Origin of the sequence: Erythrobacter insulae, from assembly GCF_007004095.1 — a bacterium.
GTDB lineage: Bacteria > Pseudomonadota > Alphaproteobacteria > Sphingomonadales > Sphingomonadaceae > Erythrobacter > Erythrobacter insulae.
Genome location: NZ_VHJK01000001.1, coordinates 710,001 through 723,942, shown reverse-complemented (window position 1 = coordinate 723,942; position 13,942 = coordinate 710,001). Strand labels below are relative to the sequence as shown.

General features: G+C 56.2%; 13 protein-coding genes and 1 tRNA gene. 11 read left to right on the top strand and 3 right to left on the bottom strand.

The annotated features are described in order from the left end of the window. The first annotated feature begins 42 nt into the window (after positions 1 to 42). Entirely contained in the window at positions 43 to 1,455 is a 1,413-nt protein-coding gene (locus FGU71_RS03465) for a cytochrome P450 (protein WP_142787265.1), read from the top strand. Between the two features lie 44 nt (positions 1,456 to 1,499). Here the strand turns inward: FGU71_RS03465 and FGU71_RS03460 are convergent, their stop codons facing one another. Next, positions 1,500 to 1,670: a DUF1674 domain-containing protein gene (locus FGU71_RS03460; protein ID WP_142787264.1), complete on the bottom strand. Its 171-nt coding sequence runs from the start codon at positions 1,668 to 1,670 to the stop codon at positions 1,500 to 1,502. A gap of 58 nt (positions 1,671 to 1,728) precedes the next feature. Between FGU71_RS03460 and FGU71_RS03455 the strand changes: the two genes are divergently transcribed. Then, on the top strand, positions 1,729 to 2,976 hold the full coding sequence (locus tag FGU71_RS03455) for an RsmB/NOP family class I SAM-dependent RNA methyltransferase (RefSeq protein ID WP_142787263.1): 1,248 nt from the start codon (positions 1,729 to 1,731) through the stop codon (positions 2,974 to 2,976). Between the two features lie 61 nt (positions 2,977 to 3,037). Beyond that, complete coding sequence (locus FGU71_RS03450; RefSeq protein WP_142787262.1) at positions 3,038 to 3,487, top strand: DUF3592 domain-containing protein; 450 nt, start codon at positions 3,038 to 3,040, stop codon at positions 3,485 to 3,487. Positions 3,488 to 3,491: 4 nt separating this feature from the next. On the opposite strand, the gene msrA is transcribed toward FGU71_RS03450, so the two are convergent. Continuing rightward, complete coding sequence (gene msrA, locus FGU71_RS03445) at positions 3,492 to 4,037, bottom strand: peptide-methionine (S)-S-oxide reductase MsrA (protein WP_142788961.1); 546 nt, start codon at positions 4,035 to 4,037, stop codon at positions 3,492 to 3,494. 138 nt (positions 4,038 to 4,175) lie between these two features. Here msrA and FGU71_RS03440 point away from each other — a divergent pair, with 138 nt between their 5' ends. Genes FGU71_RS03440 through folK form a run of 3 tightly spaced genes read left to right on the top strand, consistent with a single transcriptional unit; the run spans position 4,176 to position 6,384 of the window. Then, positions 4,176 to 5,030, top strand: a complete 855-nt coding sequence (locus FGU71_RS03440) for a class I SAM-dependent methyltransferase (protein WP_142787261.1) — start codon at positions 4,176 to 4,178, stop codon at positions 5,028 to 5,030. Positions 5,031 to 5,047: 17 nt separating this feature from the next. Beyond that, positions 5,048 to 5,923, top strand: a complete 876-nt coding sequence (gene aguB / locus FGU71_RS03435; protein WP_142787260.1) for an N-carbamoylputrescine amidase — start codon at positions 5,048 to 5,050, stop codon at positions 5,921 to 5,923. Next, positions 5,920 to 6,384: a 2-amino-4-hydroxy-6-hydroxymethyldihydropteridine diphosphokinase gene (folK, locus tag FGU71_RS03430; protein ID WP_142787259.1), complete on the top strand. Its 465-nt coding sequence runs from the start codon at positions 5,920 to 5,922 to the stop codon at positions 6,382 to 6,384. Before aguB ends, folK begins: the two co-directional genes overlap by 4 nt. Before the next feature lie 73 nt (positions 6,385 to 6,457). Here the strand turns inward: folK and FGU71_RS03425 are convergent, their stop codons facing one another. Beyond that, complete coding sequence (locus FGU71_RS03425; protein WP_185960188.1) at positions 6,458 to 6,982, bottom strand: PEP-CTERM sorting domain-containing protein; 525 nt, start codon at positions 6,980 to 6,982, stop codon at positions 6,458 to 6,460. Positions 6,983 to 7,212: 230 nt separating this feature from the next. On the opposite strand from FGU71_RS03425, the gene FGU71_RS03420 reads away from it, so the two are divergent. The 5 genes from FGU71_RS03420 to FGU71_RS03400 all read left to right on the top strand — a co-directional run bounded on the left by FGU71_RS03420 (position 7,213) and on the right by FGU71_RS03400 (position 13,909). After that, positions 7,213 to 8,778: a tetratricopeptide repeat protein gene (locus FGU71_RS03420; RefSeq protein ID WP_142787257.1), complete on the top strand. Its 1,566-nt coding sequence runs from the start codon at positions 7,213 to 7,215 to the stop codon at positions 8,776 to 8,778. 138 nt (positions 8,779 to 8,916) lie between these two features. Beyond that, positions 8,917 to 8,992: transfer RNA gene (locus tag FGU71_RS03415), tRNA-Lys, on the top strand. A gap of 436 nt (positions 8,993 to 9,428) precedes the next feature. Then, entirely contained in the window at positions 9,429 to 10,829 is a 1,401-nt protein-coding gene (locus tag FGU71_RS03410) for a sugar porter family MFS transporter (RefSeq protein ID WP_142788960.1), read from the top strand. A 57-nt stretch (positions 10,830 to 10,886) separates the two neighbouring features. After that, positions 10,887 to 12,416, top strand: a complete 1,530-nt coding sequence (locus FGU71_RS03405; protein ID WP_142787256.1) for a tryptophan halogenase family protein — start codon at positions 10,887 to 10,889, stop codon at positions 12,414 to 12,416. Next, the gene (locus FGU71_RS03400) at positions 12,413 to 13,909 is read left to right on the top strand and encodes a tryptophan 7-halogenase (protein ID WP_142787255.1); all 1,497 of its coding nucleotides are present in this window, start codon (positions 12,413 to 12,415) and stop codon (positions 13,907 to 13,909) included. Before FGU71_RS03405 ends, FGU71_RS03400 begins: the two co-directional genes overlap by 4 nt. Positions 13,910 to 13,942 lie beyond the last annotated feature (33 nt).

The window sequence follows — 13,942 nt, the reverse complement described above, 5'->3', positions numbered from 1 at the left end:
AATCAGTACCTATTTCGAGCACCAAAAGGGAATCCGTAACCGATGGCAACTTTGGCAGAAACACCCGATCAAGCGTTTGCTGAACGAAAATCGCCAACCCATTGGTCTGAAGGTCGTCTGACTGAAGCTGATTTGGCGCATATCCCAGGCGAAGCCGGTTGGCCAATGGTTGGCAACACGTTTCGCATGCTCGCCGATCCGCATGGTTTTGCCCGGCGAATGCTCGACACCTATGGCAAGGTTTATAAAAATCGCGCCTTTGGTGGCTGGCAAGTCGCGCTGATCGGGGCTGAAGCCAATGAGCTTTTGCTGTTTAACAAAGACAAGATTTTTTCCAGTGAGCAGGGTTGGGGACCGATCCTTGATCAATTATTTCCGCGCGGATTGATGTTGATGGATTTCGACCATCACCGGATTGACCGGCGAGCGCTTTCTATTGCGTTCAAACCGGAACCCATGCGTCATTACTCAGGTGCGCTGAACAGCGGAATAGCGCGGGAAGTCGCCAGCTGGGAAGGCCCGATGCAATTCTATCCTGCGATCAAAAAGCTCACGCTCGATCTCGCGGCAGACAGCTTCATCGGCATTCCATGGGGGCCAGAAGCCGACAAAATAAATGTCGCCTTTGTCGATATGGTGCAGGCCTCCGTCGCGCCGGTTCGCAGCCCGCTGCCTTTTACCAAGATGAAAAAAGGCGTCGATGGCCGGGCATATTTGATCGAATACTTCACCAAAGAAACCCATCGCCGCCGCGCCGAAGGCGGGGGGCAGGATATGTTCAGCCAGTTTGCCACCGCGACTCGTGATGATGGATCACTGTTGCCGGTTGACGAAGTGGTCGACCATATGAATTTCTTGATGATGGCGGCACACGACACGATCACGTCGAGCGCAACCTCGCTTATCTATCATCTCGCGACCAATCCTGTGTGGCAGGAGAAACTGCGCGAGGAAATCTTTGCAGTGACCGGTGGTCCTGACGGTTCAGGCACACCGAGGGCGCTTGATTATGCCGATCTGGGCAAGCTTGAGCTGACGGAAATGGCGTTCAAGGAATCGCTTCGGATGGTGCCGCCGGTGCCTTCGATGCCTCGCCGTGCGCTTAAGCAATTCGAATTCGATGGCTACACCATTCCGCAGGGCACCATGGTGGGCATAAATGTATATTGGACGCACCATTCAGAGGAATATTGGGACAATCCATTCACCTTTGACCCGATGCGTTTCACGCCAGAGAATGTGAAAGCGCGGCATAAATACGCATGGGTACCATTCGGCGGCGGCGCACATATGTGCCTCGGGCTGCATTTTGCCTATATGCAAGTGAAAGTTCTGCTGGCGCAAATACTGCAGCGTTACCGCATCGAAGCAGCGCCAGGTTACGCGCCCGATTGGCAGGAATGGCCAATTCCTCAGCCCAAAGACGGGTTGAAAATCGAATTCAAAAGAATCTGAAAATCCCTACCACTATAAATCCCAAGGCTTAGAAAACTAAGCCTCTAGAAATCCCAAGCGATTCCTTCGCGTTCCCAGTCGCCATAGCGTGTGGGCGACAGTTCGCGCGGTTCATCCTTTAGCGGGTCTACCGCCTTGGGCTGCGGCGGTGGATCATTTGTCCAATGCGCAGGTTTCTTGAAATTCTTCGCGGCGTGTGATTTTTGTTTGGTCATGTCGGATCATCAACGCGCGGGCTGGCGCTTGGTTTCAATATCTCTATGAGCATCGCACATGCCCACTGCACCAGGATTCCCCGCGCGCCGCGCTGCGCTTAAATCGCTCGACGCTGTCATGCGCCGCGGCGAAACACTCGAACAGGCCGAGGCCGCTGCGCTTAAGGGCGTTGATGGTCCAGCTGACCGCGCTTTGGCGCGCGCCATTATCGGCGAAAGTTTGCGCTGGCTGACCGATCTTGATCTGTTGATCGACAGCGCGACCAAAAAACGCCTGCCCGATGATGCAAAGCCGCGCAGTGTGCTGCGGTTGATGCTGGCGCAGGCATTGCGCCTCGGTACGCCGCCCCATGCTGTCATCGCGACATGCCTGCCGCTGCTCACCGGTGGTCCGCGCAGGCTGGCACACGGGGTTTTCTCGACCCTTATGAAGCGCGAAGTCACGCTGCCCGATGTTCCGACATTAAGCGATGCTGTGCTTACCCGCTGGGGCAACCGGGCTGAAACGATTGCGCCGGGTCTGATCGATCCGCCCGAAGTTGATCTGGCGCTGAAAAACGCTGAAGAGACCGAAGCGCGCGCGCTCGAAATGGGCGGGATTAGCCTGGCTGACGGTCACATCCGCCTGCCGCGCGGAACGCCGATTGAGAAGATGCCGGGCTTTGCCGAAGGCGCATGGTGGGTGCAAGATCTTGCTGCGCAGCTTCCCCCTCGCTTGCTTGGCAATGGCGAAGGAAAACGCGCGCTTGATCTTTGCGCTGCGCCGGGCGGAAAAACGCTGTCGCTGGCCGCGCGGGGCTGGAACGTGACCGCGCTGGACATTAGCGGCAAACGGTTGGAGATGCTGCGCGAAAATCTGAAACGCACGCATATCGAAGCCGAAGTGGTGAAGGCCGATGCGCTCACCTATCACCCTGCCAAACAGTTCGATGCCATCCTTCTGGATGCACCGTGTACCGCGACCGGCACGTGCCGCCGTCACCCTGATGTGCTGCACCGGATCGGGCCGCGTGCTATTGGCGAGATGACGGAAATCCAGCAATCGCTGATCCACCAAGCGGTCAGCTGGCTCCCCAGCGGCGCAACCTTTGTTTACGCGGTCTGCTCGCTCGAATTCGAAGAGGGCGAAGATCAGGCGCGCTGGATCGACGAAACATTTGATCTCGAACCGGTGCCGATCACCGCCGAGGAACTGCCCGCAGGATTACAGCCCACAAAAGAGGGCTGGCTCCGCACTCATCCCGGTATGCTTGCCGAAGCGGGCGGTCTGGACGGGTTCTTTATCGGGCGTTGGCGTAAATTGTGAGGTATCGAGGCTGCGGACAGCGTTAAGATCGCATTGATTTTTTGCGATTAAACCGAATTTGATGGACGTACGCTTTCAATCTACATCCGCATCTGATCCGATCGATTGGGCAGAGAAATTTGCCAGTCTCGGGACATTCGATCTGGTGTTGCTGGCTTGCTTGCTTGCCGCGGCGATCTATTTTGCCTTTGAAGGCTTTTTTAGCGATTTCACATCGAGCGAAATGACGTATTCGTCAGGTCGTGTAGTCTCGGAAGACAGCGGTTTCGGCGAGGATTTTAAGCGTTATACAGTCGAGTTCACCACGGTAAGTGGAGAATTGCAGCTGATCAAAAAGGTCAGCCACCCTCTTCGCAGTCTGAGTGTCGGTGAGCCGGTTTCAGTGCGATACCCTGTCGCAGCACCCGAGAAAGGCGAGGTGCGCTTCTCCATGGCTTCCTCTGGCCTAATGAAGATTACTCAGGTCGGGGGAATGTTGTTCCTTGCCTACATCATCCTTAAAAACGCCTGAGCAATCAGGTCTTTACATATTTCTGAAAGCTCTTGCGCAGCTTCATGATCTTTGGCGGGATCACGGCGAGACAATAGGGATTGCGTTGGCCTTCGCCTTCCCAATATTCCTGATGGTAATCTTCTGCCGGATACCATTCCTTGCCTTGTGCGCCGCCATCTAATCCTTCGATTGTGGTCACGGCCATTTTGCCGTTTTCTGCATTCCAGCGACCAATCGCGGCTTCGGCTTCCTCACCTTGTTCGGCGGAAAGCGGGAATATCGCGGAGCGGTATTGGGTGCCGACATCGCCGCCCTGACGGTTCAGCTGGGTTGGATCATGTGTCCCGAGAAATACGTCATAAATTTCTGGCAAAGTGATCTGCTCGGGGTCGAAGGTTACGCGGATGCCCTCGGCATGGCCGGTCGTTCCGGTGCAAACCTCTTTATAAGTCGGGTTCGGTTTTTCGCCGCCGATATAGCCGCTTTCCACGTCAGTCACGCCGATCACGTCTTTGAACACCGCTTCGGTGCACCAAAAGCACCCGCCTGCAATGATTGCCTGTTCCATGTTTTCGATCTCCTGTTCGATGGAGGACATAAGATCACGTATCGGATTTGCCAGCCCTTCTACCCTTCGGCTTGTCATATCCGCGCTTCTGCGTCAGGAGTGCGGGTCACATTGTTTCAGATGAGAGGACCCCTATCCATGAAACCACTTTATCACGCATCATTCGCTGCCATTGCCGGTGCCGCTCTTGCTGTCACGGCCCCTGCGCTGGCTGATGATCACGCCGCTGCGCCCGCGATTGAAGACGTTTTGGCGGCCGAAACGCGCGCCAATGACCAACCGCGCGATCAATTTCGCAATCCGGCTGAAACGCTCGCATTTTTTCAGATTGAACCGACAATGACAGTTGCGGAATACGGGCCAGGAGGTGGGTGGTATACCCGCGTTCTCGCGCCTTATTTGATGCCTGCTGGTAAATATGTCGCTTTTAATCAGGACAGCGATGGCCGCCAATATCGCAACCGCGCTCAGGAAGCGCGCGCCAAAGGCTGGACCGAAGCATTCAAAAGCGGCCTTGCCGAAGCGATGGGCGTTAAGCCGGATGACGTGACCGCGTTTGAAGCGGACGAAATGCCTGATGAGATGGCTGGCACAGTTGACCGTGTGGTTATCTTTCGTTCGATGCACGGCCTGAATATTGGCAACAATGCCGATGATATCTTGAAAGCCGCACGCCGGATGTTGAAAGATGATGGTATGGTCGGCGTGGTTCAGCACCGCGCGCCGGACGGTGCCAGCTACGATGAATATGGCGCGCAGCAGCGCGGATATATGCGCCAGCAGGATGTCGTGGCTATTTTCGCAGCCAACGGTTTTGAGCTTGCCGGGACAAGCGAAATCAATGCCAACCCCAAGGACCCCGCGAATTGGGAGCGCGGCGTTTGGACATTGCCGCCGGTGCTCGCAACCGGCCAGGATGATCCCAAGCGCGACGAATATCTCGCGATTGGCGAGAGTGACCGGATGACTCTGCTGTTCAAGAAAGCAGACTAAGTTTAGAGGGCGGCGGCATGAACACTCTGACTGTCGCCGCCCTGCAGCTTGCGCTGAATCTCGAACACGATACGGCGAACATCGCCGCGGTTGGCGCGCTGGTCGAACAGGCCGCGGCGAAAGGCGCAAAAGTTGTCCTGCCGCCGGAGCTGTTTTCCGGACCGTATTTTTGCCGTGTCGAAGACGAAGCGTTATTTGCGCTGGCACGTCCGACTGCCGAACACCCCAGCGTCATAGCGATGCAGGCGCTCGCCGCGCGGTTGAAAGTGACAATCCCGACCAGTTTCTTTGAGCGTGACGGGCATCATTATTACAACACACTGGCGATGATCGGACCCGACGGCGCGATCATGGGCACATACCGGAAAAGCCACATTCCCGATGGGCCGGGATATGAAGAAAAATTCTATTTCCGGCCGGGCAATGATGGTTTCAAAGTGTGGGACGTACCCGGCGACAACGGTCAAACTGTTCGGATCGGTGTCGGCATTTGCTGGGATCAATGGTACCCCGAGTGCGCGCGCGTTATGGCACTTAGAGGGGCAGAAATGCTGCTGTATCCCACGGCAATCGGATCAGAACCTTATGACGCAGATCTCGACACCAGCCGGATGTGGCGGCGCGCCATGATTGGCCATGCTGTTTCAAACTGTATGCCCGTGATCGCTAGCAACCGGATCGGCGTCGAAGGGGCAGAGGGCGAGCAGAGTTTTTACGGCCACTCTTTCATCTGTGACGAATGGGGCGACATGCGAGAGGAATTCGGCGCGAGCGAGGAAGGCATTTTGGTCGCGACACTCGATCTCGCCTCTGCGGCAAAGCACCGGGCGGGCATGGGTTTCTTCCGTGATCGCCGGCCGCAACTCTATGGCCGGATTGCAGAAGACATTTGAGCAGCCGCTATCTGATCGCGCTTGGTTCCAACCGCAGGCACCACGCCTATGGCCGCCCCCGCGATGTGGTGCGCGCGGCGATGGAAGAATTGTCGGCGCTGGGCACGGTGCTCAAGAGATCAGAAATTTTCCGCACTCCGCCCATGGGCGCAGCGCAGCGGCGGTTCGCCAATGCTGCGGCCGTTCTGGAAAGTGAATATGATCCCATGGCTTTGCTGGCCGCAGCAAAACGGATGGAGCGTGAGTTTGGACGCAGGCGGGGCCGGCGCTGGGGCGACCGGGTGCTTGATGTCGATATCGTGCTGTGGAGTGGCGGCGTCTGGAGCGGCAGCGCCCTTGAAATTCCGCATCAGGATTATCGTCATCGCGACTTTGTGCTCATCCCTGCAAATCGCATTGCCGCCGACTGGCGCGATCCGATTGGTGGTCTGAGCATACGCCAGCTCGCAGCGCGGATCTGAACTGCATCAGACACCAAAAACGCCCGGATGCGCATGGGCGCCCGGGCGTTTTTCGATTTTCTATTGGGCGGGCTTATGCCGCAGCAACAGCGCCTTTGATCTTGCGGCGGCGGCGACCAAAGCCGAGCGCTGCAAGAGCAAGAGCGAGCAGTCCAACTATACCAGGTGCCGGAACATCGACGACGCGGTAATCAGCGATGCCGCGAACATAATCGCCCGCGATCACCGGATCGCCCCACCATGACCAAAGGTTGATCGCACCAGTCGAAGTGGTTTTCATCATCCATGGGTGAAAACTTGTGCCGTTCTGTGTTGTGGGATCATAATCAACGCCGTTGATGGTGCGAAATCCCGTCATGTCAGTCAATGTGAAAGAGAAGCTCGGCGAAGCACCGCCTTCGAAACTGGCAAACTCTGCGCTGTTAAAGCTGACATTGATATCATCTCCGACCCAGCTGCCCGTTTGGGCTTCGGTGTCGATGGTAAGGATATCGCCATCATTCATTTCATATTCGAAAATTGCTGCCGATGCGGGCGCAGCAGCAGCCATCGTGCCGGCTGCCAGTGCAATCGCTGCAGTTTTGTAAAGCTTGGTCATTGTCATTCCCCGATCGTCTAGGTCTCATTTTCTGTCCGATACGAGCCGACCTACCGGCAAGCTCCCGTCGGGAAGAGTTAAGCAATGGCCATGCCAAACAGCTGAAAACCCAGTAAAACCGCGTAAGTTAACGGTTAACGCCTATCTGGGCTTTGTCAGTTATGTAAGAATTCCTGACGGTTAATGGGCAGGAACGGGCTGTTAAGCATCTTGGATTATACGCCACGCCCATGATCAAAAACCGGCCATCCTTCGTTCGCACATTGTTTCCCGCTGCCGCGCTTGCTTTGGCTGCGAGCACGTTTTTGACGGGATGCGACACAGTACCTGCCGATCCGATCGCGGCGGCGCATGCAGCATTGGCAGACGGGGCACCGCGCATCGCGCTCGAACACGTCAACACTGCTTTGAAACAAGACCCTGGCAATTCAGATTTGCGACTGTTCGCTGGTGATCTGGCGATTGCGCTCGGAAATGCCGATCGCGCTGTTACCGAGTATGAGGCTGTTGTGCGCGGCCCGAATGCGAATAGCCTCGCCAAAGCAAAACTTGCTGAGGCTTATTTGCTGGGCAACTATACGGGCGCTGCCGATGATGCGTTGGAGGCGCTCGAATTTGATGTCCCGATGGCCTATACGGCAGCGATCGGTATCGCGATGGCAAAAGGCGATTTGCCGGCCGCCTCACGGCAGCTTGACGAAGGCCTCGCCAAATTCCCTGATGATCCACGCCTTGTTACGATCGCGGCGGAGCGGCTGCTCGCGGGGGCCCGCACGAAAGCGGCGCTCGAACGGCTTACACCGGTCCTGTCCGTAACGCCGACTGTGCCTCAGGCGCACTTGCTTGCAGGACAGATCGCGCTGTCCAATCGCCGGCTTGATGACGCCAAACAGCATTTCGACACTGTTCTGAAAGTGAACCCGGCACAGCAGACGGCAATGCTCGGCTTGGCCGCCATCGCAAGGGATCGCGGCGATAATGATACCGCGGCGGCATGGATTCAGAAAACCGGCGGCAGCGATACGACGCACCCGATTGGCGTTCTGTTCCTTGCTCAAATGTCATTTAATGACGGTGATCCACAGCGGGCATTTGAATTGATCGAAACGGTCCCGCCTGCCGTTTCTTCCGAGCCTGCCTTTGCACGGTTGCGCGGGTTTATCGATGCGGCACGCGGACAGCATGGCGCCGCGATTGTCGCGCTGGAAGAATATGCCGAGGATCACCCTAGCGACCTGATGGCTCAACGTGTGCTGGCCAACAGTTATGCGGAGCAGGGCGAATTTAAGAATGGCTGGAAAACCATTGCTCCGGTGGTCGATCATCCGCAGGCTGATGGTGGCCTGTTGCTGCTCGCATTGCGATTGGCGGAGAAAACCGGCCCAAGCGAATCTTCCAAAGTTCGCAAATTGATCGCAAAACACGGTGCTGCGCCCAATCTGTCCGAAACAATGCTGGCGGCTGGCAAGGCGATTCGGGCAGGCGATTGGCAAACAGCCGATTCGATTTACGCGCCGCTTGTCTCTGGCCGAGGCAAGAATGATCCCGCATTGCTTAACAATGCAGCGGCGGTAAAATCGCAGCTGGGAGATTATGATGCGGCCATCATCCTCGCCCGGCGCGCGCTGAAGCAGGCGCCGCAAAGTGCGCAAATACTCGACACTTTGGGTTGGGCTCTATGGCAGCAAGGCAGCGCCAAAGCAGAAGCGCGTCAATTGTTGACCAAAGCCCGCGAGGCTGCGCCGAGCAACCGAGAAATTGTCGCACATTGGACCGCCGCACACTCTGACAGTTAGGCGACATGAAAATTTCGTTGATCTTATTGCCTTGTAACGCTTGACCCGTGGCTACGCCCTGACTAGGTGGGCGCTCCGATTGACGCAGAGTTCTGCGTCAAGCATGCATTGCGCCGCAGCGCAGCAGCAACCCTTTGGGGGCCCTTAGCTCAGTCGGTAGAGCAACTGACTTTTAATCAGTAGGTCGCTGGTTCGAACCCAGCAGGGCTCACCATTTTCTCGATCGTTAAAAAAGGGATCAACCGGATCGGATTTTGTCCGATTCCAGGTGGTATCCGGTGCTGATGCCTACTCTGTACAAAGTTTTGCGGCCTCTGAGGAGTGATCGCCGATATCGATCCTCTCCAGCCGCGCAATTTGAAGTGCGGCTGGTAACCACAGCAATGTTTGGGTTGTCAGGGAAGTCCGGTTGTTTCTAAAGCATTTATCTAGCTTGTTAGAATTGATCAATTTGAAGCTATAACCCCTGAACCGCGCACTAACTGTCGGTATTTGCGCGACACCACCGGCTTTGTGCCAATGTGTATTGGAATAATGCGCTGTTGGCGGATCATTCGCGATATCGCTTGCCAAGTCATAAAACTTGCAGATAGGTAGCGCTACCATAAATGGGCGCGTACGGCGATGATCGACGCGTTTGGGAGGGCGAGATGGATCAACAACAAAGTGCTAATATGGCGCTGATCACGGCGATTGTCGCTGTGGCGACGCTGGGCGGGTTTCTGTTCGGATTTGATAGCGGGGTAATCAATGGCACCGTTGATGGGCTGCGCATCGCGTTTGATTCGGACGATGTTGGAACCGGTTTTAACGTTGCCTCGATGCTGCTCGGCTGTGCAGTTGGTGCGTTTTTGGCAGGGCGTCTGGCGGACATTCTTGGCCGGAAGCGCACGCTGTTATTGGCGGCGCTGTTCTTTATCGTAAGTGCATACGGTTCGGGCATTGCTGGCTCGTCTGCCGAGTTCGTAGTCTACCGCGTTATTGGCGGCTTGGCCGTCGGGGCTGCAAGCGTTCTGGCACCAGCCTACATCAGTGAAGTAACGCCTGCCCATTTGCGCGGGCGTTTGTCTAGCCTGCAACAGATCATGATTATTATCGGTCTGACGGTGGCGTTCCTTTCCAATTATTTGCTCGCAGAGTTTGCAGGTGCATCAACCAACGCGCTGTGGATGGGGTTTGAGGCATGGCGGTGGATGTTCTGGATGGAACTTATCCCTGCGACAATTTTCTTGGTGGCTTTGTTCTTCATCCCGGAGAGCCCGCGTTACCTTGTTGCAAAGGAGCGCAATGAGGATGCCCAGAAGGTTTTGGGCCGTTTGTTCGGCACCGGATTTGCGGAGCGCAAAGTCGCTGAAATCAAAACATCGATTGCGGCTGATCACGCGCCAAGGCTTTCGGATCTGCTTGATCGCCACAGTGGGAAAATCCGCCCAATTGTATGGACGGGTATCGGGCTGGCAGTGTTCCAGCAACTGGTCGGTATCAATGTTGTTTTCTATTATGGCGCTGTTCTCTGGCAAGCTGTCGGCTTTAGCGAAAGCGACGCGCTGAAAATCAATATCCTGAGCGGGTCGATCTCGATTGCCGCGTGTTTGGCCGCAATTGCATTGATCGATCGGATCGGACGCAAGCCTTTGTTGCTGGTGGGTTCGGTGGGTATGGCGGTCACCTTGGCGGCGATGGCATTTGCTTTTCAAAGCGGTTCAATCGTTGACGGCTCTTTGGTCCTGTCGGACAGTGCCGGTGTGATCGCGCTGGTTTCTGCGAATGCCTATGTGGCGTTCTTCAACTTTAGCTGGGGGCCAGTGATGTGGGTCATGCTTGGTGAGATGTTCCCTAACCAGATCCGGGGATCGGGCTTGGCGGTAAGCGGTTTCGCACAATGGACTGCGAATTTCGGGATCACCATGACATTCCCGATCATGCTCGCATCGATTGGACTAACCGGCGCATACGGATTCTACGCAATCAGTGCCGCGATCTCGGTCTTGTTTGTTTGGAAACTCGTCCATGAAACCAAAGGGCTTGAACTAGAGGACATGAAGGGGTGATCCGCAGGGGCAGTCCAGCATGGTATTCATCGCACGTTTGCGGTTAAGCTGCAGCCGATGAGGACAGATGAGCCTAAGCCTAAGCCAATGCGTGTGGTCGTCCTTGGGGGCGGTACCGCAGGCTGGATGACAGCTGCAGGCTTGGCAAAATTGCTTCCCGGTCTGGCTAACGTCCATCTTATCGAGAGCGAAGATATCGGCATTGTCGGTGTAGGGGAGGCTACGCTTCCCCACATCCGCGGCTTTGTAGAACGGCTAGGGATCGACGAAGCGGCTTTTATGAAAGCCACGCATGCGACGTATAAGCTCGGCATTGATTTCCGCGATTTCGGCAGCATCGGAACCTCTTATATCCATCCCTTTGGCAGTTTTGGGGAAGAGGTGAACGGCGTCGCTTTCCACCACTATTGGCTGGAGCTGCAACGGCAGGGCATGGCGGGGGCAATCGGGGAATATTCTCTGGCTGTACAAGCTGCGCAGGCAAATCGTTTTACTCCGCCGGCACAGGATACCAGCCTCGCTTCGTCATATGGATACGCCTACCAATTCGACGCCACACTTTTTGGACCCTTCATGCGCGATTTCGGAATGGCCAATGGCGTCGATCGTACTGAAGGGCGCGTTACCGAAGTACAGCGTGATAGCGAGACAGGGGATGTGTCGGCGCTGATTATGGAATCTGGCGAGCGGATTGAAGGCGATCTATTCGTTGATTGCTCCGGTTTCCGGTCGCTTTTGCTCGGCGATGCGTTGGATGAAGAATGGGAGGATTGGACTCACTGGTTACCCTGTGACCGTGCCGCAGCCATGCCATGTTCCCACACGTCCGATGAAATTGCGCCCTATACGACGGCAACTGCAATGCCGGCTGGCTGGCGCTGGCGCATTCCTTTGCAACACCGGATCGGCAATGGTTATGTTTTTGCCAGCAGTTTCATTTCAGAAGATGAAGCGTGCAACACAATCGCGAAAGTGGCTGAGGGAACACAGCTGGCGGACCCTAGAGTTCTGCGATTCCGGCCGGGCAGGCGCAAGAAAAGCTGGAGCCACAATGTCATCGGTGTAGGCTTGGCCAGCGGGTTCTTGGAACCATTGGAATCGACGTCGATCTATCTGGCGCAGATGGCGATTACCTATCTGATAGAACTGTTCCCAAGCGGGCGGCAGATCGACCCGCGCGACCGTGATGAATTCAACCGGCTCGTCGATATGGAATATGACCGCGTCCGCGATTTCTTGATCCTCCATTATAACGCGACAACGCGTGACGATTCCGAATTCTGGAACCATGTCCGGACGATGGAATTGCCGGACAGCCTGGCGGGGAAAATGGAGCTGTGGCGCGATGCCGGACGGATAGAGAAATATTCCGATGGCCTGTTTTACGATGCCAGCTGGATCGCGGTATATCTGGGGCAAGGTGTTTTGCCGCAGCACCACGATCCGCGTGCGGCTTTGCCTAAGCCGGAACAGGTCGCGGGCGCGCTGACACAATTGCAGAAGGCGATTGGTGAAATTGTCGTCGGAATGCCAGGTCATACTGACTATCTGAATCAGCAGGCCGCGCGCATGGCAGATCCACTATGAGCGTTCCCCGCGCGCCATTGAAACGTATCGTGGTGGCAGGAGACGGGCAGCTAGGATCGTTGGCGGCTTTGGCTATCAAACAAGCGCTTCCGTTTGCGGAAGTCATCATCATCGGCACGCCGTTCGATAATGGCGCGCTGGCTGACCGTTCGCCCACTGCGCTGCCTTTTACCAATCGGTTTCATGACCGGCTCGGATTACAGGAAGCGGTGTTATTGCTGCGCGCTGGTGGCTGCCACCGGCTGGTTCTGCGCTACATCGGATGGGGCGGTCAGGATAGCGCTGGAACTTTGCAGCATGGCGCCATGCCTTACGGGCTGTCGAATGATGCGTCTTTGAAGACTCGTTTCGCGCAGGAATGGGGTGGCGGATCAAGAAGCGGGACCGAAGGCCAGTCGAATGCGCAGTTCGCCGGATCGGTGGCGGAAGTATTATCGGGCAGAGGGCGTTTCGCGATCTTACCCGCCGAACCGCCAACGCCGCTGCGCGAAATTGATTATGGGCTTCGCTGGAACCCGACCGCTTATCGTGATGTCATTATTGAAATGGCCAGTGCTGCAGGTGTTCGCCATGTTTCGGGAGAGATCTCTGGCACGGTGCCGGATGGACAGGGTGGGCTTTCTGCTCTGACAATCGACGGTACGGGTGCGATTGAGGCTGATTTCTTTGTCGATTGTACCGGCCCGTCGGCCATGCTCCTGTCAGGTACCGCGCCTATAAAACGCGACGATTGGCGAGAATATCTGCCCATTCGCCAACTTGCATTTGCGCAACCCGTGAAGCCGGTACTGTCTTTGGAAGATCGTGTTTCACTGCCGCAATATGGCTGGTTGAATGAATTGGCTGGTAGGGACGCATTGCAGTTGATGCTGGCGCTTCCAGACGGCGTTTCAGATCAGCAGATTATCGAGATGCTTGGTCAGCCACCTGCTGATAGCGTATCCCTCAATCCTGGTGCGGTTCGCGAGCCATGGGTCGGTAATGTTGCGGCGCTTGGCGATGCTACGGCCCAGTTTGAGCCGCTTGGCTTTCTCAATCTCGATTTGGCGCACCGGCAATTGGAACTTTTGCTAGAGATGCTGCCGGGCCAAGTCATCGATCCACGGGAACGCGCCGAATATAATCGCCGGGCTGGCTTGATGGCTGCCGGCGTGCGAGACGTATTGGGCCTTCACTATGCCGCGCCGGCGGCTGTCAAACGGTTCGGCGCGCGCAAACAATCGGCTCATTTAGAACGCTTGTTGGATCAGTCATCCCGCCGTGGCCGAATCCCCTTTGCAGAAGAATTGCCATTCGCAAATCAGGAATTATCCGCATTGCTGGCCGCTCTTGGCATTGGCGGCGGGTTGACCCCGCTGGCATCGGCAGAGGGCAGCGGGGCAGCCCACCAGTCTCGCTCGGCATTTGAAGCAAAGGCGCAAGCGGCTCTTCATGCCGCGCCGCCTTACGGTGAATGGCTCGGACGGTTTTTGCAGAGCAACCAGCCGCGTTAGGCGCTCCGAAACAGTGGTCGCTCTGTGAGCTGC